This window comes from Exiguobacterium sp. JMULE1, from assembly GCF_013337175.1.
GTDB classification, from domain to species: domain Bacteria; phylum Bacillota; class Bacilli; order Exiguobacteriales; family Exiguobacteriaceae; genus Exiguobacterium_A; species Exiguobacterium_A indicum.
In genome coordinates, this window is the sequence record NZ_SGWC01000002.1 from 528,067 (window position 1) to 549,362 (window position 21,296).

Below are 21,296 nucleotides of genomic sequence, written 5' to 3' on the forward strand. Positions count from 1 at the left end.
GGTTATGATACGATTGATTACAAGAAAAAGGATGGGGGCGCCTTTCATGAAAAGTATCCGGACGCGTTTGATTCGTCTCGTCGTCCTGGCGATCTTGATTCCGACTGCCCTCGCGACATCGATTTCCTATCTGTATGTGCGGCACCAAAACATTGAACAGGCAGAACGTTCTAGCCTGAACGTATTGACGCGGGGAAATACACAGGTGACCCATTATATAGAGGATATCCGCCGTCTATCGACGAGTCTGTACGCGAATCGTTCGTTGATGAACATCATGCGCGTCGGGGCAGATCAGGAACTAGACGAATCCGATGGAGTCGTTTCGCGGGCGATGTTAGGTCTGTTTTTATCACGTCAGGATATCGAGCAGTTACATTTCGTCATTTTAAATGGTTATTCGGAGTATTCGGTCTATAACATGAAAACAACGAGTCGAGGAAAGTTTGATTGGATGCAAGAAACGGATTATTTTCGATTGATGAAACAAAAAAGCGGCTGGTTGATTGACGAAGCGCACACGATTGAACCATATAATGTGCACACGATGATTCTTGATGAAAAACAAGTCGTTAGTTTTCGTTATCGCATCGATCGTGTCGAAACAGATGAGCCACTCGGCTTCCTTTCGGTGGATATTCCCGTCCGTGTATTTGAACAACAGTTAAAACTGTTCGAGAATGATCCGGAAGAGTCGTTATGGTTGATGACAGAACAGCGTGTGTTGGCACAGACTGGGGCAGAGATGGAACTACCGGTCGATCGATTCACTGGGCAGAGTGGGAGTTTACGTGTCGGAAAATCGTTCATCGTCTACTCAAAGACGATGACGAATGGCGTTCCACTCATACTTGTCAAACGGATTCCGTATGCGTCAGTCATCCAAGGGGCGAATGAAACGGCATTGATTCTTGTTTTGATTGGTCTCGTCTCACTGTTCGTTATGATCATTGCCGCAAGTCTCGTTGCCATGCAGATCACGAAGCCAATCAAACAGTTGACAGCAAACGTCTGGCGAGTCGAACAAGGGGATTTATCAGCACCATTCGTTGCGACGACGAATGACGAGATTGGATTACTCAACCGTCAGTTCCAACGCATGATTCAACGGATTGATCGTTTAATCAAACGGGAGTATCGACTGGCACTCGAAAACCGGACGAATGAGCTACGGGCATTACAATCTCAGCTCAATCCGCACTTCTTATTCAATGCCTTACAATCGATCGGAACGACGACGTTACAAGGAGACCGGAAGATCGCGTACCGCTCCATCACCGGATTATCACAAATGATGCGCTACTCGATGAATAATGAGCAGACGATCGTGACGTTAAAACAAGAAGTCGATCATCTTCAAGCGTATATTCGTTTGCAACAGCAACGTTTTCCGGAACGTTTCCGTTATATCGTTGACGTCCCGTGGCATCTCAATGACATTGAAGTGCCGAAGATGATCTTGCAACCGTTCGCTGAAAATTACTTTAAACACGGCTTTCGACAGCAATTAGCAGCGACGGAGAACTATCTTGCTTACAAAGTCCGGACGGATGGCGGACGCCTCATTATTCAAATCGAGAATAGCGGTGCCGTCCTCGAAACAGGACGACTTGAAGAGATTGATCGTAAAATGCGCATGCATCGTAGCCCAGAGGATCTCGAGACGAGCGGCATTGGTCTCCATAATATTTATGAACGGCTCTTGATTTTTTACGGGGAACAAGCAAATATGACGCTCTCTTCTTCAGCTGTAGAGGGCGGATTCAAAATCGTGATTCGGATTCCATATGAGAAGGGGGACTTGGCATGAACGTGTTGATCGTAGACGATGAACGACATGTACGGGAAGCGGTCAAATTGCTCGGGGAATGGGACAGTTGGCAGGTCTCACATATTTACGAGGCGGAACATGGGGAAGAAGCGAAACGATTACTGGATACTGGAACGATCGATTTAATGCTGACAGATGTCGAAATGCCTGGACTCGACGGATTAACATTACTAGAATGGACAAAAAATCATCATCCAAAGGTCGTCACGATCGTGCTGACAGGGTATGATGATTATACGTATATGCGACGTGCCATTTTGCATCAATCCTTTGATTATTTATTGAAGCCGGTTGATCCAGATGTACTCAATGATGCCTTGTCCCGCGCGATGGAATGTATCCATCCGGTAGTGGAATCAGGGGAAGCGATTGATCAAATCGCCAAATACATCGAAACGCATTATGCGGAAGAATTGACACTGCAATTCATGAGCGAACGGTTTTACTTGAGCCGAGAGTATATATCACGACGCTTCAAACAGCGTTTTTCTGTTAACTTATCTGATTACATCCAAACGATTCGCTTGAATCGGGCGAAGGAATTATTGAGTGAGACGGAAGCACGCATTTACGAAATCGCACTTGAAGTCGGATATCAGGACGATAAGTATTTTCGGAAAGTGTTCAAAAAACAATTCGGTATGACACCGAATGAGTTTCGTGAATTGTTGTCGATTTAAACGACTATCGAGGAGGAATCGTACATGAGTGTACACATTAACGCAGCTGAAGGACAAATCGCCGAAACGGTCTTACTTCCAGGAGATCCGTTACGTGCTAAATACATCGCTGAGACGTTTTTAGAGGATGTTGTTCTTTATAACGAGGTTCGAGGCATGTATGGCTTCACAGGTACTTATAAAGGGAAAAAAGTTTCGGTTCAAGGAACAGGTATGGGTGTACCATCGATGTCGATCTATGCGAACGAACTCGTTCAGTCATACGGTGCGAAGAACTTGATCCGTGTCGGTACTGCCGGTGGGATCACGCCAGACGTTAAAGTTCGTGACGTCGTCATCGCGATGAGTGCTTCGCATGACATGGCACAGAACCGTGTCCGTTTTAATGGACTAGACTACGCACCGACAGCTTCTTTTGATCTGCTGCATAAAGCATATACAGCAGCTAAAGAACAAGGTATCGATTCAAAAGTCGGTCAAATCTTCACGACGGATCAGTTCTATCAAGATGATTTCCATCATTTCAAAAAATGGGCGGATTTCGGATGTCTCGCAATCGAGATGGAAGCGGCAGGTCTTTACACACTTGCAGCAAAACATAAAGTAAACGCACTGACGATCCTGACGATTTCAGATCATCTGTTGACAGGTGAAGAAACGACATCGGAAGAGCGCCAGACGACATTCAACGATATGATGAAAGTCGCGCTTGAAACAGCGATTCAATTATAAGAAGTAAGACGGAGAAGCCTCTCCGTCTTTTTTCATAGTCGAAAAGAGATATGGTAAGATAAAGGCAGTGTTATAGATCAGTTAAAGGGGAGATTCTCGGATGGAGACAACGATGACAGAGACAGTGCTTTCAGAGCGCCTTGAGACACAGCGTCACTTTTTCCAAACAGGTGCAACACGTAGTCTAGCTTTTCGCTTAAGCATGCTGACATTCTTACGCCAAGCGATTGAAACGCATGAAGCGGAGATCTATGAGGCATTAAAACAAGATCTCAATAAAGTACAGCATGATGCTTTTACGACGGAAATCGGTTTCGTTTATGGGGAGATTCAACGGATGGAGCGACAACTCCGTCGACTGGCACGCCCGAAGCGTGTCGCAACACCGCTTCTGCATATCGGCTCAAAAAGTGAAATCCAGTATGAACCCTATGGCAACGTTCTTGTCATCGCGCCATGGAACTATCCTTTCCAGCTGGCACTTGCTCCGGTCATTGGTGCGATTGCAGCGGGGAATACGGTCGTCCTTAAACCATCCGAGCTGACACCGAACGTCTCTCGTGTATTACGAGAAGTTTTTGAAACGGCATTCCATGAACGATTCGGAATCGTCATAGAAGGAGATGCTGAAGTCAGTAGCGCTTTATTAAACGAACGCTTTGATTATATCTTCTTTACGGGTTCCACACGCGTCGGAAAAATCGTGCATCAAGCTGCAGCGAAGCATTTGACACCGGTCACACTTGAACTGGGTGGTAAATCACCGACAATCGTTCACAAGGATGCGGATCTTCGTCTAGCAGCGAAGCGGATCGCATGGGGAAAATGGCTGAATGCCGGACAGACATGTATCGCCCCGGATTACGTATTGATTCATGAGGACGTTAAAGAACGTTTCTTGCAGTTGATTGAAGAAGAAGCCTTCAAACAGTATGGGAATGGCGTCGGCGTCTCATCCTACGTCAAAATCGTATCGGACGATCATCTGAATCGCCTCAGCAGTTACTTGTCGCAAGGGACGATCGAATTCGGTGGACAAGTCGATCCGGAAACGCGTAAGATGGCGCCGACCGTCATGACGAATGTAGCGGTGGATGCTCCAGTGATGCAAGACGAAATCTTCGGACCGATCCTGCCGGTGTTGACCTACCGTGAAATCGAAGAGGTCATCGCGTTCGTCAATAATCGTGACAAACCGCTTGCACTTTATCTGTTCACAGAGAACAAAGCCGTCGAACATCGTATCCTTGAACGGATTTCATTCGGTGGTGGATGTGTCAATGACACATTGATGCACGTCGCACAACATCACTTACCATTTGGTGGAGTCGGGGCGAGTGGCATGGGTGGATATCATGGCAAGTATAGTTTCGAGACGTTCAGCCATCGTAAAGGAATCGTCAAAAACACGACGACTTTCGATTTACCTTTCCGCTACATGCGAACAAATAGCAATTCCAAATGGATGCGCTTTTTGTTATGATGAGCTGTATTGAATACGTGGTATGAGAGGGATTTTGATTGTGAAGAAGAAATTAATTCGACTCATGAAAAAAACAGGTATGGTGGAGCGAAGTCTTCGGGTCATGATGCGAATCTTCACCTTATTTCCGGTACGGAAAAATCGTGTCATGTTTGAAAGCTTTTTGGGCAAACAGTACAATGATAGTCCTAAAGCCATCTACGATGAGTTGAAAAAGATGAACGTTGACTTAGAATTGATCATCAGCAAACAACGCGGTGTTTCTATGACGGATGAACAGGTGACATCTGTGAATCGGATGACGATCAAATGGATTTTTTTATTAGCTACTTCTCGCGTTTGGGTGTCCAATAGTCGCCTTCCTTCATGGCTAGTAAAACGAAAAGGTACTCTATATTATCAAACATGGCACGGAACGCCACTCAAAAAATTAGCGCTTGATATGGTGGATGTCCGAATGGCGAACACATCAACTGATCAATATAAAAAAGATTTTGTAAAAGAATCAGCAAAATGGGATGTCCTTCTCTCTCCGAACGCATACTCGAGTGAAATTTTTAAAAGAGCGTTTGGATACGAAGGAAAAATGTTAGAAATCGGATATCCTAGAAACGATGTGCTGTACCAAAATGAAAAACATGAAAGTATTATTGAGCGGGTAAAGGCACATTATCAAATAGAAACCGATAAAAAGATTATTTTATATGCTCCAACATGGAGAGATGATGATTACGTTGAGCAAGGAAACTACTCATTTACGTTACCTTTCTCCATTGAACGATTTGAGGAAGAATTTGGAGATGAGTATACAATGCTTGTACGACTCCATTATCTTGTTGGCGATCAATTGGATTTGAGTGCTGTCTCAGCGATTAAGAATGCCTCTAGATATCCGGAAATTTCTGAGCTATACTTAGCGGCAGATATCTTGATAACGGATTATTCCTCAGTGATGTTCGATTATGCGCACTTAAAACGTCCGATGCTATTCTACACCTATGATCTCAAACATTATCGTGATCATCTAAGAGGATTCTATTTTTCTTTTGAGGAAGAAGCACCGGGTCCGTTGATTCAAGAAGAGCAAATTCTTTTTGAAGAAATCAGACAGATCGAGTCGTGGGAGCGACGATTCGATTTGAAAAGTGAAGCATTTCGTCGTCATTATTGCGAATGGGATGACGGTCACGCAGCACAAAGAGCTGCGCTGGATATCTTAGAGAATATTAAATAAACGGGGAGTGTTTTTAGATGAAGAAGGTCATTACGTACGGTACATTTGATTTGTTACATTGGGGACATATCAATATTTTACGTCGCGCTAAAGAAATGGGAGATTACCTCATCGTGGCAATTTCGACAGATGAATTCAATCGTCTTAAGCATAAACAAGCGTACCATAACTATGAGAATCGTAAATTAATCTTAGAAGCAATTCGTTATGTGGATGAAGTCATTCCAGAGAACAACTGGGAACAAAAAGTAGAAGACGTTCAAAAACATAATGTTGATGTATTCGTTATGGGTGACGACTGGAAAGGTGAATTCGACTTCTTAAAAGACCATTGTGAAGTCGTTTACTTGGAGCGCACTGAAGGAATTTCAACTAGCCAAATTAAGAATGAGCTAGGCTCGAATTAATGGATGAAGAGACCTCGCGGGAGTGAGGTCTCTTTTTTAAGGGAGTCACTAAATATGCGTTCAATGATTATTTCGATCTATTTATTTATCTTTCGAATAGTCTATCAACTATTTTGTTTTTTACCCATTCAAGAAAAGACGTTATTTTGGATGAGCTATGGTGAAAATGCTATGCCAATACATCTTCGCTTAAATCAACGAAACAACCAACAAAAGCAAGTTCTTATCTTCGACGAACGCTATATGCGGGCGACAGATTGTTGGAATGTCAGTCGCAAAATTGCTTATCATCCAATGCGATTGATTACGATTTCTTATCATTTAGCTACTTCTCGTCATGTTTTTTTAGATAATTATATTGGAGAATTCAGCGTTTCCTCTACTCGAAAAAATACAAGGCGGATTCAATTGTGGCATGCCGCTGGAACGTTAAAACAGTTTGGGCTGACCTCATCGAAAACTCGTTCGATGTCCACGTCGACACAGAAACGATTTCGACGTGTCTATCAAGAATACGGAGATTTTATTGTTCCAGGAATGCGGTGTGCTGAACAATTCATGATGCCGCACGATTTAGAACGATCCCACTTTAAAGCGTTCGGCATGCCACGAACGGACTATTGGTTTGATGAGGAGCAACGAAAACAGAAAACAGTGGAATTAAGAAAACAATACGCAAAGACTGATCGTCGGATCTTATTGTATGCACCGACATACCGGGAATACAAAGAAACAGAAGATCATACGATTCAACAGTTTGAAAAACTTGCTCAAGCGGGATGGACGATTCTCGTTAAATTGCATCCGACGATTCAAGCGCTTTCGACCTATCGTTCTAGCCATATCCATCTTGTGGACGATACGTATTCAATCAATGATTACTTGCTGATCACAGATGTGCTCGTAACTGATTATTCCTCCATTCCATTTGAAAGCTGTCTCCTCAACATTCCGGCGTTCCTGTACACACCGGATATCGATACATATCGACAACTACCAGGTCTCGTCGATCAGTATCCGAAACCATTGCCTGTGCGACAGACGGAGCGAATGGAACAATTGATGGATTGGATCATGTCTGAGACGATACTAGAAGAGTGCCGTCAGCACATGGAGGAATTTCAAACGAGTTGGTATGATCATCCCCCTGGTCAAGCAGTGGAACGCATCGTTGATCATTATTACGGAGATATATGATACTCAATCTGACGATTGCTTTAGTTTTAGAAAGCGGTCGTCAGATAAATTTTCGAAAACAAATGTGAAACATTGAACAAAGTTTGACAATCTTTTGAAAATCCATTCTTTTCGACTGTGATGTTCTATACTAAAAGCAGAAGAAGAGGAGAGGAGAAATGGATATGCTAACTTGTGGAACGACTGAAGCCAATACGTTCGTCTTATCACCCGAAACGCGAACGTTGCTTGAGAGCTTCATGACAGAAACGACGTTCAAAAAGGATTCCATTGTCTGTTGGGAAGGGGAAATGAACGATAAGTTGTTTTATGTGAAACAAGGAGGCGTCAAACTATCGAAGTTGACGAAAAAAGGCAGTCCATTACTCATGTTTTTATATTTCAAAGGAGATTTGTTTGGCGAATTTGATGTAGGAGAAGCTTTTCCGAGTTCCTACAGTATTGAAACGATGGAAGATAGCATCATCGGATTCTTATCGAAAAACCAATTAGAAGAGCTTATGAAAAAAGACGGTGCCTTTGCGCTTGAGATCATGCGATGGCAAGCATTAATGCGGAAGCAAACGGAAACGAAATTACGTGACTTACTACTGTTTGGAAAACCAGGGGCATTAGCTTCGACGTTACTTCGCTTGATTGCGATGGAAGGGGAACAAGTGGGAGAAACGTATCGTCTTGCGAAGCGACCATCCGACGGTGAGTTTGGTCAATTGATTGGTGCACCACGTGAGACCGTTAATCGTATGTTTTCTCAGTGGAAAAAAGAAGGGGTCGTTTCGATGACAGCAAAAGAAATCACCATTCACGATCCGCAATATCTACGGGATCTGTGTCATTGTGAAGGGTGTCCAGCAGGTGTTTGTCGAATTTAATAAGATGTACGAATCATCCCGACGCGAAACAGGACTTTCCTGTCTCGCGTTATTTTTGTGTATAAAATTTTTTTCTACGCTCGTTTAGATGTGAACTTTCTGTGTGTTTTCGAAATGAAAAGTGCGGAATTTTCATATTTAAAGTGATATTTATCACAGTTTCCAGACTTGCTGAATTCTTACAATAAAGACAAGTTCAGAGTAGGAAAGGAGTAATCACGATGAGTCAAAAGACAGAATCGAACCTAAAAGGAACATTCGTTGCCGTCCTGATCGTAGCAGGTGTCATCATCGGGATGTGGAGTTCAATCTTTCTATTGTTCATATCACGTTAAGGAGGAATCACGATGCACATTCATCGTTTAGAAAAAATCTGGCTGATCTTCGGAGTAGCGATGCTCGCGATCTTCTTGACGATCATCGGTATATCCGCTTTTGCATCCGGAAATCAACCGCCATCCGATGCGACATTGATTGATCCGACGAAAGTCGATCAGACGAAACCGTTTGATAAGCCAGGACTAAAGAAAATTGATGACAACCGATATGAAGCGGTCATCGTTTCACAAGCTTTTCAGTTTACACCCAAAGATATGGTCATACCTAAAGGGGCGACAGTCGATTTTCTCGTGACATCGAAGGACGTCGTTCATGGATTTGAAATCGTTAAGACGAACGTCAATATGATGGTCGTTCCCGGACATATTAATTCGATTGAGTATACGTTCAAGGAAGCAGGCGAATATCTCATCGTCTGTAATGAATATTGTGGTAATGCCCATCATATGATGGCAACGAAAATCAAGGTGGTGGAATAAGATGAATGCTATATCAAATAAACTAAGACAGTTCGAGATGGAGCGTGGTCTACCCGCTACCGTCATCGGAGTCAAGGAAGCGAAACTGGCCTTTGCACATGTTAGTTTTTCACTTGTCGCCTTATTGATCGGTGGTCTATGTGGATTACTACAAACGATGGTACGGACAGGTGCCATTCCAGAAATCGCTGGAATCGGATACTATGAGCTTCTGACTGCTCACGGATTGATGCTTGCAATCGTCTTTACGACGTTATTCATTTTCGGATTATTGTTCTCATTTTTAGGTCAATCGTTCGGACGCTTCGAAGAGTTTCCGCGACGTCTCGGATGGGTCGGGTTCTGGTTCATGATTCTTGGTGTCGTCCTCGTCACGTGGATGGTGCTTGCAGGTGAAGCTTCCGTCCTCTATACGTTCTATGCACCACTCAAGGCACATCCTGTTTTTTATATCGGACTCGTCATCTTCGTCGTCGGAACGTGGATCGCGTCTGGTGCCATGTTCCGAATGTATGCTGATTATAAGCGGGAACACCCTGGTGTTCATCCACCGCTTCAAGCCTACATGAGCATTATGACTGCCTTGTTATGGGTGGTTGCGACACTCGGCGTAGCGGCAACGATTCTCTTTCAACTTCTTCCTTTATCTCTTGGTTGGACGGATAAGGTCGGGATCGAGCTATCTCGGACGCTATTTTGGTACTTTGGTCATCCGCTCGTCTATTTCTGGTTGTTACCTGCCTACATCGTCTGGTATACGGTCATTCCGAAAATCGTTGGTGGGAAGATTTTTTCTGACGCGTTAGCACGCATGTCGTTCTTGTTATTCCTACTCTTTTCATTCCCTGTAGGTTTTCACCATCAATTGTTAGAGCCAGGGATTTCTGCATTTTGGAAGTATGTCCAAGTCGTCTTGACATTCCTCGTCATCATTCCATCATTGATGACTGCCTTCTCGATGTTTGCGACATTTGAGCTAGCAGGTCGCCGTAAGGGAGCAACTGGCATATTTGGTTGGGTGAAGAAAATGCCATATCGGGATGTCCGGTTCCTTGCACCGTTCATCGGGATGTTGTTCTTCATTCCAGCAGGTGCAGGTGGTGTCATTAATGCATCGCATCAGCTGAACATCATCGTTCATAACACATTATGGGTTACGGGACACTTTCATATCACGGTCGGTGCTGCTGTCGCACTAACGTTCTTCGGAACAGCCTACTGGCTTGTCCCGCTCTTACGTGGTCGGACGTTAACAGCGGCAATGAATCGTCTTGGACTTATTCAAACGGCTGCCTGGACGATCGGAATGCTCTTCATGTCGACTGCGATGCACATCTCAGGATTACTCGGTAATCCACGACGGACGGGACCAGCCACCTACTTCAAGGATTCAATCGTCGCTGACTGGATTCCATATCATGTCGCAATGGCGATCGGCGGAACGATTTTATTCATCTCGATTCTGCTATTCCTCTATGCGATGTTCCAACTGGCCTTCCGAGCGCCAAAAGGAACGGAAGAATTTCCGATTGCTGAAACGGAAGAAGAGGCGATGGCAACGCCACTCTTCTTTGAAAATTGGAAGCTATGGATTTTCGTGACGTTCGCTTTGATTGCGTTTGCGTACACGGTACCGATTTGGCATATGATTGAAAATGCCCCTCCAGGAGCTCCCGGATGGAGACTCTGGTAAGACAGTGAAGAGGGGACTGACTCAAAAAAAGAATGACGCGTCATTTCACGCCCTTTCCTCAGGCGAGACAAAGCCCCCCTTTCCTACTTCATTTAAGCAAGAAAGGGGGGCTTGTTTGTCTCTGACAACGCATAAATGCGCTTTTCCTGTAGGAGTTGCGTGTGACGCGTCATTCTTTTTATTACGAGATAAGGGAGGCAGATCATCAATCTGCCTCCCTTATCTTTGTAGAGACTGACTTTTGAGTCAGCCCCTTATTTGCGTGAGCTTAAGGAATAAGTAATGAAGGGCTAAATCTTATTTGACGAGATTATGCTTGAAGGCATAGACGACAGCTTGTGTACGGTCTACGACATCGAGTTTCGATAAGATGTTCGAGACGTGTGTCTTAACGGTTTTTAAGGAAATGAATAATTCGTCTGCGATTTCTTGGTTCGCCATACCACGAGCCATCAATTGAAGAACTTCCTGCTCACGTTCCGTCAAATCGTCATGCAAGTGTGTCGTAGGACGACGAAGACGTTCCATCATTTTACCGGTCACTTGTGCTGCCATGACAGATTGACCGTTTGCCGTCTTGCGAATCGCTTCTGCGATGTCAAAGGCGCTAGCCGTTTTTAAGACATAACTCATCGCACCGGCTTCAATGACAGGATAAACTTTCTCATCATCAAGAAAACTCGTCACGACGAGAATTTTTGCTTCCGGCCAGTCTTTGCGAATCAGTCGCGTTCCTTCGACGCCATCGACTGGCTCCATCACTAAATCCATCAAGATGACATCCGGTCGGTGTTCAAGCGCAAGCAAGGCTCCTGCTTGACCATCCGACGCTTCGGCGACGACCTCGATGTCTGGTTGTGTGGAAAGGAAAGCAGACACACCGGCCCGGACCATCTCGTGATCATCTACTAATAATACGCGTATCATACTTGCACCATCCGATCTTTTCTAAGTTTGACTTCGATTTGGGTTCCTTGTCCTGGAACACTGACGAGACGAATCGTTCCGCCCATCTCAGCCGTTCGTTCCCGCATCGAATTAATGCCATAAGAGGCAAGTTTTTTTTCATCAACGACGAATCCAACACCATCATCATTCATGCTCAGAATGATCGTTTCGTTGAATTGTCGGAGCTCGATATCCATATGAGACGCTTTCGCGTGACGTAATGCATTCGTCAATCCTTCTTGGACGATCCGGAACAACTCGTTTTCGATTTGTCGTGGAAGTGTCATCTCTTCTAACTTCCAACTCAACTGTGTGGACTGCTTTCTAGATAATTCTTCGAGCAGTTGCGAAAGTCCTTGTTGTAACGTCATCCCTTCTAGTTCGACAGGGCGAAGCTGAAGTAAGAGGGAGCGCATTTCAGACTGCGCCGTTTGCGCCATCGTCTCGACCATCTCGATCTGTTTGGCTGCAGCTTCAGGTTGAGACAGAATCGTCTGTTTAGCTGCTGTCGTCATCATGGAGATGGCATAGAGCTGTTGCGAAACGGAGTCGTGTAAATCACGTGCGAGTCGCTTTCGTTCCTCCGTGACGGCTTGAACTCTTACTTGTTCAACGTGTTGCGGACGTGTACTGATTTTTTGGACGGTCTCGACTTGTTCGTCGATACGTTTTCCAATCCGCGACAAGCGCGTCAACGTATGAAAGTAGGGACCCGGAACGATCGTCACATCTTTTCCTTGTTCCAGTTCAATGATGGCAGTCGTGACACGTTTGAAGTCACGTCGCAAGAAAAAGTAATGCATGCTACCGATGGCAAGCGGTAGTAATAACGAGAGTCCGATGACGAGTAGAAGGACAGGGAAATCTTGTTGACGGACGAATAGGACATGCCAATCGACTTGTCGTGTACTTAAGAATAACAACGTCGTCATGACGGCAGTCAAAAAGCCCGTCATGACTTGGAGTGCAATGACACCAAGCGGGAATTGATCACGCTTCATATCGAAGACACCTCCACGTTGCCAATACCGAGCATGACATGAATGCGAACCTTCCGCGTCGCTTCGCCGTATTCCGGTGCCCGGAATTGAATGCGTCGATTAAAGAAGGTCGGAATCCGGCGGATATCTGTCTTGACGCTTCCGAAGCCGATTGACGTGTCGAGTGTATAGTCGTAGCCGGACGGTAAAAGAATTCGGACGTCCCCGACGACACCACTGACGACGATCAAGGTCTCGCCTTCTGGAACATAGGCGTGCGTCAAATCGATTTCTAAATCCTTGACGATGAACTGTTCGCTCAAATCCTGTAAGACGTACGGTACATCGGCTTGAGTCGAGAAGGAATAAGCGGGTTGAATCTTGATCCCTTCCTCTTCATATTGATGCGGAGCAATCCGTGAAAATAAAAATTCGCGGACAGAATGTCGTGTCACGAGAATGATCCCAAGGTAGAGCAAGATACCAGCAATGACAAAACCGATGGCAGCCGAACTAAGGACGACGCCAGCAAGAATGATCGTACCGACGATGTAGAAGAGGATTGCTAATTTTTCATGATTGCGTCGCCGGAAATGAATCCCGACATAATACAGCAGGAACGGAAATAAGACACCAAACAATACATTTCCTGCACCGGACAATAGGTCATAGAACAGACCGAGGGCGAACAGGATCGATACGTAACCGACCAGTTGTTTCGTACTTAATCGTCGCACGATCAATCTCCTTTCTAACATGACAAAGGGAGGCATACGCCTCCTTCATCATTGACTGCTTATTGGTGAATGCGGCGTTCGAGTTCAGCGATACGCGCATCGATATCATCTTCATCAACGGCTGGTTGTTTTGCTTCAGGCTCTTCTGCCGTGAACGGATGTGCTTCTTCTTTTATAGTAGCATTTGGTTCGCGATCTAGCACCTGGTTCATCTTGTTTTTTAAGTTCGAGACGTTTTCGCGCATCATCCATTCGTACCGTTTGTTTTGTAGATCTTCGAGCTTTAACTTCAATTCGAGGGCTTCACGTTCCAATTCGTTCAGCTCGCGTTTCGTCTCAGCGACGAGTTCTTCAAAGAACCGGTACTGCTCCCCGTAATGCTTCGATTCGATGGCTGCACGCTCAGCCAGTTGTTGTTCACCGGCTTCGTTCGCGATTTCGACTTGCTTGAAGCGTTTATCGGCTAAATCCTTCGCTTCTTCCTGTTTTTGTGTCAGTTCCAGCAGCAATGTCCGTTGACGCTCGAGTAGTCGATCAATCTCTTTTAAATCAGCTTCTGTTGATCGGATATGACGAACAAGTTTCTTAGCAGGTACTTCGCCCTGTTCAGCAGCTTTTTTGACTTCTGTCATCATTTGTGTCGCAAAATCGTTGAGTTGATCAAATACGTTTTTCATGAAAAAATTCCTCCTTGGAAGTGGCGAATGATATCGGGTCACACATTTTGATTAGAAACGTTTTTCGTCTAGGTCTTTCCAGTCTGCTTCGAAATGTGTCGTTGATGTACGGCGACGGTTAAAGAGATCTTGAACATTGACACGTTGTAGTTTCATACGCATGTAACCGACGTACAATGCGATGGCTGCTGCGATTCCGATGACTGCCCAGATGTTCGAGAGGGCAAGCCCGATTCCGATGGCTGCTAGGAATCCGAAGCCGAGTTTCGCTGGCCATTTGTTCGACTGCATGAACTTACTGATCGAATAGAACGCGAGTAACGCCCCTAAACCAAGTCCGATCATATGCGGTAATGTTCCGATGACGACGGCAAGTAACGCCAGTCCGGCGAGAATCATCACCAGTTGTTTTCCTTTCGATTGCTTCATGAGGAAGCCTCCCTTGTGTTGATACCTTTATGATACGGGAGTCCTTCTATTCCTACGACACTCTTTGGACCGTATTTGCTCTCGGGCTTAAGGCGGAGAGAAGGTCTGACTTTAAGGGAAGCGCTATCAGCACCAATGATTCATGTGATACTCTATAAGGGAATCGAATCGAGAGGAGTGATGTTGATGAGTGCAACAATCAACGTAAACCAAGTAACATGTGTCGGAAACCAGGGAGGGGTTTCCCTCCCTTAAATCAGAGGAGGAAACCATTTGAACGAATGGGGTACACCACCTGTCTACGAAACGACAGGAACAGAACGATTAGGACGGATCATAGCCGTCTATCAAACACATTATCGCGTCATGACGGAAACAGGAGAATCGCTGAGCGAACTGTCTGGTAAATTGCGTTTTCAATCGGGAACGAAAGCTGAATTGCCAGCGGTTGGTGACTGGATCATCCAAACAGAGCGAGAGCCAGGCAAAGGACGGATCGAACGTGTCTTGCCACGATCTTCTCAATTTTCCCGAAAAGCGGCAGGAACGGAAACCGAGGAACAAATCATCTGCGCGAATGTTGACGTCGCCTTGCTCGTCATGGCTTTTGGACATGACTTCAACGTCCGTCGACTGGAACGTTATTTAACGGTTGCTTGGGATGCAGGGGTGACACCAATCATCGTCCTGACGAAAAAAACTTTGATGCCGTCGATTGAAACGGAAATACAGGCTGTCGAAGCGATTGCGTTCGGAACACCAATCCTTGCCGTTGATTCTTTAACTGGTGACGGATTAGAGGAGTTGCGTGAACAGTTACAAATCAAGCAGACAATCGTGTTAGTTGGGTCGTCCGGCGTCGGGAAGTCGACGCTCGTCAATGCTTTAGCTGGAGAACAGTTAATGGAGACGGGTGGCGTACGAGAAGACGATGAACGTGGACGTCACACGACGACACATCGCGAACTGAAACGACTATCGAACGGTCTATTGCTTGTTGATACACCGGGGATGCGAGAATTGGCCTTATGGGATGGCAGTGACGGTTTATCGTCGACGTTTTCCGATATTGAGGAGCTTGCTGAAAACTGTCGTTTCCGAGACTGTGAACATGATAAGGAACCGGGCTGTGCCGTTCGGACAGCTTTAGAAGATGGCACACTAACTGCTGAACGCTGGAATAGCTTCGTCAAGCTAAAACGAGAAATCGCTTATGCGGAACGCAAGCAAAATGTGGCGTTGCAGGCGGCGGAGAAAGAAAAGTGGAAAAAAATCCACAAGCAGGCCCAAGCGCATACGAAAGTGAAGTATCAAAAGCGATAATACGACTGAAATATGAAAAGCATCTGCAACGGAAAAAGGAGTCTCTTTTTCTATGCAGATGCTTTTTTCTCGTTATTCTTTTGAAAGGAATTCATTTGGTTCTGTATGGAACGGCACGTTACCCGTCAACGCATCAAGACGATGTAAGTCGGATTGAATCGCTTCAGGGTCACTTCGGCGCGCGTTTCGTACCGTGGCCGTTCCGACCGGATGATCGTTGAATCCAGTCGTTAAATCAAACGTCCGATTCGACAGCCGATCAGTAAAATAACGATCGTGGGAGACGAAGAGGAGCTCACCAGGGAAAACATCGAGGGCGGCTTCGATTTGTTCACGAGTCGCAAGGTCCAAATAGTTCGTTGGTTCATCGAGAATAAGCAAGTGAGCACCAGAAAAATACAGGCGTAAGAAAGCAATCCGACATTTCTCACCCATACTGGCGTCGGAAATCGACCGGTAAACATCATCGCGACGGAATAAAAAACAGGCGAGCAACGTCCGGGCGTCCGTCTCACTCATCGTGCCGTACTCAAGTAATGCCTCTAACAACGTACCTGATGTCGGTAAGTGGGAAAGGGCTTGTGAAAAATAGCCGGTCTTCAATCGAGGATGACGGATTATGTTCCCTTGATGAGGAGCATATTCGCCCTCAATGAGACGCAGTAAGGTCGTTTTCCCGCTTCCATTCGGTCCGATGACAGCAATTCGGTCGCCACGTTCTACCGTAAACGAAACATCCTTTAGGATCGGTTTCGTCTCATGCCTAAACGAGACACGTTCGAACGAAATCAGTCGTTTCGCACGAATCGCTTCATGTTCGAATGCGACGTGAACAGTCGGTGCAACTTGTGGTTTTTGTACACGATCCTCGAGTAGACGCTCGAGTTGCTGCTCTTTTGCCTTGACCTTCGTCGCATGTTTAGCAGCCTTCTTTTTCGCATACGGATCCCGTTCACTCGCTTGATTCGAGGCTTTTTGATGCCATTGCCGGTATCCTTGAATCATGCGTGTCAGCTCTTTGCGGGTGCGTTCTTGTTTTTCGTACGCTCGTTGTTGCGACAGAGCTTGATGTTCCTTTTGTTCTTTATAGGACTGATAGTTTCCGTTGTATCGCGTTGCCCCTGATTCAGATAATTCAATGACGGCATCAGCTGTTGCGTCGATGAAGAATCGTTCGTGTGAGACGTAGAGAATCGAGGTCCGTGACATGTTGACCCATTCCGTGAGCCACTCGAGCGTCTCTTGATCCAGATGATTCGTCGGTTCATCGAGAATGATGAAATCAGGTCGTGACAGAAGCAGGCAGGCAAGTTGGAGGCGCGTCTGTTCACCACCGCTTAAACTGGATGCTTTGTGTGTCCAGAGTGCTTCCTCTAATTTGACTTCTTTTAAGACGCGTGCTGCATCTGCTTCAAGCGAGAAGGCGTCCTGATCGAGTGCTTGTTGATAGATCGTCAAGTCACCATTCATGGCATTAGCGCGAAGTTGATAACGAACCGCATCCGCTCTTTCGACGACATCAAGAACGGTGTGATCGCCCGCTACGAAGTGTTGTGATAGTAGACCGAGTTTTTTGTAATGACGCTTGATCGAACCGTCAGTCGGCTGAAGTTGGTCAGCGATCAAGTGTAACAGTGTCGTTTTTCCGATGCCGTTCGGACCGATTAAGGCGACATGTTCACCGGTATGAATATGAAAAGAAACGTCCGAGAAAAGACGTCGTTCGTCGTAGTCCATCGATAGGTGTTGGATCGTAAGTGTTTCAGTAGGCATAAAAGCAGCTCCTTTAGTGTTCATTTCCGATAAGATGAAATGAAAAACACACCATCCGAAGCGAGCGGATGGTGTGCCGGAGTGTAACTCAAAGAAGGTGCTGGCCAGAGGTTGGTCACACCGAAATAGAGCAGACTCGTAGCGTCAGACATCCGCAACTGCATTGCGAAAGAGATGATTTCATTCATCAAGCGACGTGTACGAGTGATTGCTTCATTTCGGTGTTGTACCTCCTGTTCATAGTCTATGCCGTCATTGTAACAAACTGGAAACGTTAACACAAGTACGATTCAAGTAAGGTTTGCGCAGTATCCGTTTCTTCTGATGAAGGGGGAAGCACATCAGTTAACGGATATGCGAGACCGAGGTTTTCCCACTTATAGACACCGAGTTGATGATACGGGAGTACTTCAACGCGCTCGACGTTTCCGAGCGTCCGGATGAACTCGCCGGTCTGACGGAGGAAATGTTCCGACATCGTAATACCTGGAACGAGAACGTGGCGAATCCAGACGGGAATGTTTCGCTCGGCTAGGCGTTTTGCGAAGGCGAGTGTATTGGCGTTACTCCGTCCAGTCAAGACGCGACAAGCGGCATCGTCGATATGTTTGATATCGAGTAGTACCAAATCCGTCGCATCGAGAATCGCATCGATGTTTTTTGGGACGACGGATCCCGCGGTATCGATGACCGTATGCAGTCCATGGCGTTTTGCTTCTGTTAAAGCAGCCTCCAAGAATTCTGGCTGAGCGAGTGGTTCACCTCCAGAGAAGGTGATTCCACCACCCGTGGCCTCGAAAAAGGAGCGATAGCTGATCGCTTCTTTTACGACTTCGTCTGCTGAGACACGCCGTCCGCAACCGAACTCCCATGTATCCACGTTATGACAGTATTGACACCGTAGTGGACATCCTTGCGTAAAGACGATGAATCGAATGCCAGGACCATCGACTGTTCCACATGATTCAACGGAATGGATCATACCATAGGTCATCCTGCTCACTTCCTTTCACATACTACACATCATTTTAGAGAGAACCGTGGAACGTTCGATTGATGACATCGATCTGTTGTTCACGCGTCAGTTTAATGAAGTTGACTGCATAACCGGATACCCGAATCGTTAACTGTGGATATTGTTCTGGATGCTCCATGGCATCGAGTAACGTCTCACGGTCAAAGACGTTGACATTCAAATGGTGTCCTTTTGAAGTCGTACCACCCATATATCCGTCAAGTAATCCGACTGTATTGCGAATGCGTGTGGCTTCATCCTTACCAAGTGCTTTTGGCACGATCGAGAACGTGTAGGAAATCCCGTCGAGCGCATGTTCATATGGTAATTTTCCGACAGACGTCAAGGCGGCGACAGCACCACGGGTATCACGTCCATGCATCGGGTTAGCACCCGGTGCGAATGGTTCACCCGCACGGCGTCCGTCGGGTGTATTTCCTGTCTTTTTACCGTAGACGACGTTTGAAGTGATCGTCAGGACAGACTGCGTCGGAAGGGCATTGCGATACGTTGGATGTTTACGGATTTTCTCCATGAACAGTGTGACGAGATCGACCGCCATCTGATCGACCCGTTCATCGTTATTCCCGAACTTCGGAAACTCGCCTTCGATCTTGAAATCAACTGCAATCCCATCCGCATCTCGGATTGGACGAACTGTTGCGTAACGGATGGCAGATAGACTGTCAGCGACGACCGATAAACCAGCGATACCGCATGCCATCGTCCGTAAGATTTCTGGATCATGTAAAGCCATCTCAATCCGTTCGTAGCTGTACTTATCATGCATGTAGTGGATGACATTCAGTGTGTTGACGTACAGTTCTGCGAGCCAATCGAGTTGACGATCATAAGCCGCCATGACGGTTTCGTAATCGAGTACTTCATCAAGCATCAATGGACTTGCTGGGGCGACTTGGATTTTGAGCTTCTCGTCCATTCCGCCATTGATCGTATAAAGTAATGCTTTTGCCAGGTTTGCTCGCGCACCGAAGAACTGCATCTGTTTCCCGATCTTCATCGCGGAGACACAACAAGCGATGCCGTAATCATCTCCATAAACCGGTAACATCAAATCATCGTTTTCATATTGAATCGAGCTTGAAACGATCGACATCTTCGCACAGAATTCCTTGAATCCGCGTGGAAGCTGAGTAGACCAGAGAACGGTTAGATTCGGTTCCGGTGCCGGACCAAGTGTCGAGAGAGTGTGTAAGAAGCGGAATGAACTTTTCGTGACGTTTGATCGTCCATCTTCACTCATTCCACCGATTGATTCCGTTACCCACGTCGGATCACCCGAGAATAGATCGTTGTAGTCTGGTGTCCGTAAGAACTTAACGATCCGAAGCTTCATGACGAAATGATCGACGAGTTCTTGTGCAGTCTCTTCCGTCAAGCGACCAGCCGCAAGATCACGTTCGACATAAATATCAAGGAACGTCGAGACTCGACCGAGTGACATGGCTGCCCCGTTTTGCTCTTTGATGGCAGCAAGATAGGCAAGATAGACCCACTGGAATGCTTCTTGTGCTGTTTCTGCAGGGCGGGAGAGATCGAAACCATAGCGAGCTCCAAGCTCGGTCAATTCCGTTAATGCGCGCAACTGTTCATTCATCTCTTCACGGTCGCGAATCATCGATTCAGATAAGAACCCGCCACGTGCCTTTAAATCCTTCTTACGTTCTTCGATCAAGCGTGCCGTTCCGTACAAAGCAACACGACGATAGTCACCGATGATCCGTCCGCGACCATAAGCATCAGGTAATCCGGTGATAATACCGGCTTTACGTGCAGCGCGCATTTCAGGGGTATAGGCATCGAAAACCCCTTGGTTATGTGTCTTCCGGTACTCGCTGAAAGTTTTCGTGACGGTCTCGTCTGCTTCAAAGCCATACGCAGCTAGGGCATCATTCACCATCCGAATCCCACCGTTCGGATGAATCGAACGTTTAAACGGTTCGTCTGTCTGTAAACCGACGATTTTTTCAAGTGAGCGATTCAGATACCCTGCATCATGCGAGAGGATCGTTGATGGTGTTTTAGCATCGACGGCATATACACCACCACGTTGTCGTTCTTCATTCGTCAGCTGTAGAATTTGTTGCCAGAGACGTTCCGTTGCTTGCGTCGGACCGACTAAAAAGTGATCATCTCCTGTATATTCCGTGCGATTGAGTCGAATGAAGTCTGCGACATCGATCGTCTTTACCCATTCACCAGACGTAAAGTTCGTCCAAGCACTCGTTTTTTCTAATAACATGGATACCACTCCTTTAATATTGAGCTAATCATCAGTTCCTTATGTGAATAGTGTAACAAAAGGAAGGGGTGATTCCCTTTACGTTCATGTGAATGTTTTAACAAGTGGACAAACGTTGATATGACGGGCTTTCTTTATTTCTGTATTCATATGAAAATAGTTTTAAAAAAACAGTTTTAGATTGCTAATTCAAGGTTTTTTGGA

Annotated in this window: 20 protein-coding genes; 12 read left to right on the forward strand and 8 right to left on the reverse strand. The window is 45.9% G+C overall.

The features are described 5' to 3' along the window. The first annotated feature begins 46 nt into the window (after positions 1–46). From EXW93_RS02900 to EXW93_RS02950, 11 genes are all read left to right on the forward strand, one after another. Complete coding sequence (locus tag EXW93_RS02900) at positions 47–1,810, forward strand: sensor histidine kinase (RefSeq protein ID WP_055966660.1); 1,764 nt, start codon at positions 47–49, stop codon at positions 1,808–1,810. Continuing rightward, positions 1,807–2,511, forward strand: a complete 705-nt coding sequence (locus EXW93_RS02905; protein WP_023467243.1) for a response regulator transcription factor — start codon at positions 1,807–1,809, stop codon at positions 2,509–2,511. Before EXW93_RS02900 ends, EXW93_RS02905 begins: the two co-directional genes overlap by 4 nt. A 24-nt stretch (positions 2,512–2,535) precedes the next feature. Continuing rightward, on the forward strand, positions 2,536–3,243 hold the full coding sequence (gene deoD / locus EXW93_RS02910) for a purine-nucleoside phosphorylase (protein ID WP_174316019.1): 708 nt from the start codon (positions 2,536–2,538) through the stop codon (positions 3,241–3,243). A gap of 100 nt (positions 3,244–3,343) precedes the next feature. Then, positions 3,344–4,726 (forward strand): aldehyde dehydrogenase, encoded by a 1,383-nt coding sequence (locus EXW93_RS02915; RefSeq protein ID WP_174316020.1) that lies wholly within the window; start codon positions 3,344–3,346, stop codon positions 4,724–4,726. A 40-nt stretch (positions 4,727–4,766) separates the two neighbouring features. Beyond that, entirely contained in the window at positions 4,767–5,960 is a 1,194-nt protein-coding gene (locus tag EXW93_RS02920) for a CDP-glycerol glycerophosphotransferase family protein (protein ID WP_023467248.1), read from the forward strand. A gap of 17 nt (positions 5,961–5,977) precedes the next feature. Beyond that, positions 5,978–6,367 (forward strand): glycerol-3-phosphate cytidylyltransferase, encoded by a 390-nt coding sequence (gene tagD, locus EXW93_RS02925; RefSeq protein WP_023467250.1) that lies wholly within the window; start codon positions 5,978–5,980, stop codon positions 6,365–6,367. A gap of 63 nt (positions 6,368–6,430) precedes the next feature. Then, positions 6,431–7,564: a CDP-glycerol glycerophosphotransferase family protein gene (locus tag EXW93_RS02930; RefSeq protein ID WP_235515859.1), complete on the forward strand. Its 1,134-nt coding sequence runs from the start codon at positions 6,431–6,433 to the stop codon at positions 7,562–7,564. Positions 7,565–7,722: 158 nt separating this feature from the next. Further along, a complete protein-coding gene (locus EXW93_RS02935; protein ID WP_023467252.1) occupies positions 7,723–8,436 on the forward strand; it encodes a Crp/Fnr family transcriptional regulator in 714 nt (237 codons plus the stop codon). 221 nt (positions 8,437–8,657) lie between these two features. Further along, on the forward strand, positions 8,658–8,771 hold the full coding sequence (locus EXW93_RS02940; RefSeq protein WP_023467253.1) for a hypothetical protein: 114 nt from the start codon (positions 8,658–8,660) through the stop codon (positions 8,769–8,771). Between the two features lie 12 nt (positions 8,772–8,783). Further along, positions 8,784–9,254 carry a cytochrome c oxidase subunit II gene (locus EXW93_RS02945; RefSeq protein ID WP_023467254.1) on the forward strand — a complete coding sequence of 157 codons (471 nt, stop codon included), beginning with the start codon at positions 8,784–8,786 and terminating at the stop codon, positions 9,252–9,254. Position 9,255: 1 nt separating this feature from the next. Further along, complete coding sequence (locus EXW93_RS02950) at positions 9,256–10,947, forward strand: b(o/a)3-type cytochrome-c oxidase subunit 1 (protein WP_023467255.1); 1,692 nt, start codon at positions 9,256–9,258, stop codon at positions 10,945–10,947. A gap of 297 nt (positions 10,948–11,244) precedes the next feature. On the opposite strand, the gene EXW93_RS02955 is transcribed toward EXW93_RS02950, so the two are convergent. From EXW93_RS02955 to EXW93_RS02975, 5 genes are read right to left on the reverse strand one after another with little or no spacing between them, the layout of a single operon-like run. After that, positions 11,245–11,874 (reverse strand): response regulator, encoded by a 630-nt coding sequence (locus EXW93_RS02955; protein WP_023467256.1) that lies wholly within the window; start codon positions 11,872–11,874, stop codon positions 11,245–11,247. Next, positions 11,871–12,896, reverse strand: coding sequence for a sensor histidine kinase (locus tag EXW93_RS02960; RefSeq protein WP_035398797.1), 1,026 nt, complete (start codon positions 12,894–12,896; stop codon positions 11,871–11,873). Before EXW93_RS02960 ends, EXW93_RS02955 begins: the two co-directional genes overlap by 4 nt. Continuing rightward, the gene (liaF, locus tag EXW93_RS02965) at positions 12,893–13,612 is read right to left on the reverse strand and encodes a cell wall-active antibiotics response protein LiaF (protein ID WP_023467258.1); all 720 of its coding nucleotides are present in this window, start codon (positions 13,610–13,612) and stop codon (positions 12,893–12,895) included. The genes EXW93_RS02960 and liaF overlap by 4 nt, the downstream gene beginning before the upstream one ends. A 59-nt stretch (positions 13,613–13,671) precedes the next feature. Then, the gene (locus EXW93_RS02970; RefSeq protein ID WP_023467259.1) at positions 13,672–14,289 is read right to left on the reverse strand and encodes a PspA/IM30 family protein; all 618 of its coding nucleotides are present in this window, start codon (positions 14,287–14,289) and stop codon (positions 13,672–13,674) included. A gap of 51 nt (positions 14,290–14,340) precedes the next feature. Beyond that, positions 14,341–14,718, reverse strand: a complete 378-nt coding sequence (locus EXW93_RS02975; RefSeq protein ID WP_023467260.1) for a lmo0954 family membrane protein — start codon at positions 14,716–14,718, stop codon at positions 14,341–14,343. 273 nt (positions 14,719–14,991) lie between these two features. On the opposite strand from EXW93_RS02975, the gene rsgA reads away from it, so the two are divergent. Next, positions 14,992–16,041 (forward strand): ribosome small subunit-dependent GTPase A, encoded by a 1,050-nt coding sequence (gene rsgA, locus EXW93_RS02980; RefSeq protein ID WP_055966661.1) that lies wholly within the window; start codon positions 14,992–14,994, stop codon positions 16,039–16,041. Between the two features lie 72 nt (positions 16,042–16,113). On the opposite strand, the gene abc-f is transcribed toward rsgA, so the two are convergent. The 3 genes from abc-f to pflB all read right to left on the reverse strand — a co-directional run bounded on the left by abc-f (position 16,114) and on the right by pflB (position 21,092). After that, positions 16,114–17,814 (reverse strand): ribosomal protection-like ABC-F family protein, encoded by a 1,701-nt coding sequence (gene abc-f / locus EXW93_RS02985; RefSeq protein ID WP_055966666.1) that lies wholly within the window; start codon positions 17,812–17,814, stop codon positions 16,114–16,116. A 274-nt stretch (positions 17,815–18,088) separates the two neighbouring features. Then, on the reverse strand, positions 18,089–18,808 hold the full coding sequence (pflA, locus tag EXW93_RS02990; protein WP_023467263.1) for a pyruvate formate-lyase-activating protein: 720 nt from the start codon (positions 18,806–18,808) through the stop codon (positions 18,089–18,091). Positions 18,809–18,842: 34 nt separating this feature from the next. Then, complete coding sequence (gene pflB, locus EXW93_RS02995) at positions 18,843–21,092, reverse strand: formate C-acetyltransferase (protein ID WP_055966668.1); 2,250 nt, start codon at positions 21,090–21,092, stop codon at positions 18,843–18,845. Positions 21,093–21,296 lie beyond the last annotated feature (204 nt).

Coding starts and splice junctions, on each gene's coding strand:
- EXW93_RS02940 (WP_023467253.1), top strand. CDS start 8,658: ATGAGTCAAAAGACAGAATCGAACCTAAAAGGAACATTCGTTGCCGTC.
- EXW93_RS02970 (WP_023467259.1), bottom strand. CDS start 14,289: ATGAAAAACGTATTTGATCAACTCAACGATTTTGCGACACAAATGATG.
- EXW93_RS02900 (WP_055966660.1), top strand. CDS start 47: ATGAAAAGTATCCGGACGCGTTTGATTCGTCTCGTCGTCCTGGCGATC.
- EXW93_RS02935 (WP_023467252.1), top strand. CDS start 7,723: ATGGATATGCTAACTTGTGGAACGACTGAAGCCAATACGTTCGTCTTA.
- abc-f (WP_055966666.1), bottom strand. CDS start 17,814: ATGCCTACTGAAACACTTACGATCCAACACCTATCGATGGACTACGAC.
- EXW93_RS02950 (WP_023467255.1), top strand. CDS start 9,256: ATGAATGCTATATCAAATAAACTAAGACAGTTCGAGATGGAGCGTGGT.
- pflB (WP_055966668.1), bottom strand. CDS start 21,092: ATGTTATTAGAAAAAACGAGTGCTTGGACGAACTTTACGTCTGGTGAA.
- EXW93_RS02945 (WP_023467254.1), top strand. CDS start 8,784: ATGCACATTCATCGTTTAGAAAAAATCTGGCTGATCTTCGGAGTAGCG.
- deoD (WP_174316019.1), top strand. CDS start 2,536: ATGAGTGTACACATTAACGCAGCTGAAGGACAAATCGCCGAAACGGTC.
- pflA (WP_023467263.1), bottom strand. CDS start 18,808: ATGACCTATGGTATGATCCATTCCGTTGAATCATGTGGAACAGTCGAT.
- EXW93_RS02905 (WP_023467243.1), top strand. CDS start 1,807: ATGAACGTGTTGATCGTAGACGATGAACGACATGTACGGGAAGCGGTC.
- EXW93_RS02975 (WP_023467260.1), bottom strand. CDS start 14,718: ATGAAGCAATCGAAAGGAAAACAACTGGTGATGATTCTCGCCGGACTG.
- EXW93_RS02960 (WP_035398797.1), bottom strand. CDS start 12,896: ATGAAGCGTGATCAATTCCCGCTTGGTGTCATTGCACTCCAAGTCATG.
- EXW93_RS02930 (WP_235515859.1), top strand. CDS start 6,431: ATGATTATTTCGATCTATTTATTTATCTTTCGAATAGTCTATCAACTA.
- EXW93_RS02955 (WP_023467256.1), bottom strand. CDS start 11,874: ATGATACGCGTATTATTAGTAGATGATCACGAGATGGTCCGGGCCGGT.
- tagD (WP_023467250.1), top strand. CDS start 5,978: ATGAAGAAGGTCATTACGTACGGTACATTTGATTTGTTACATTGGGGA.
- EXW93_RS02915 (WP_174316020.1), top strand. CDS start 3,344: ATGGAGACAACGATGACAGAGACAGTGCTTTCAGAGCGCCTTGAGACA.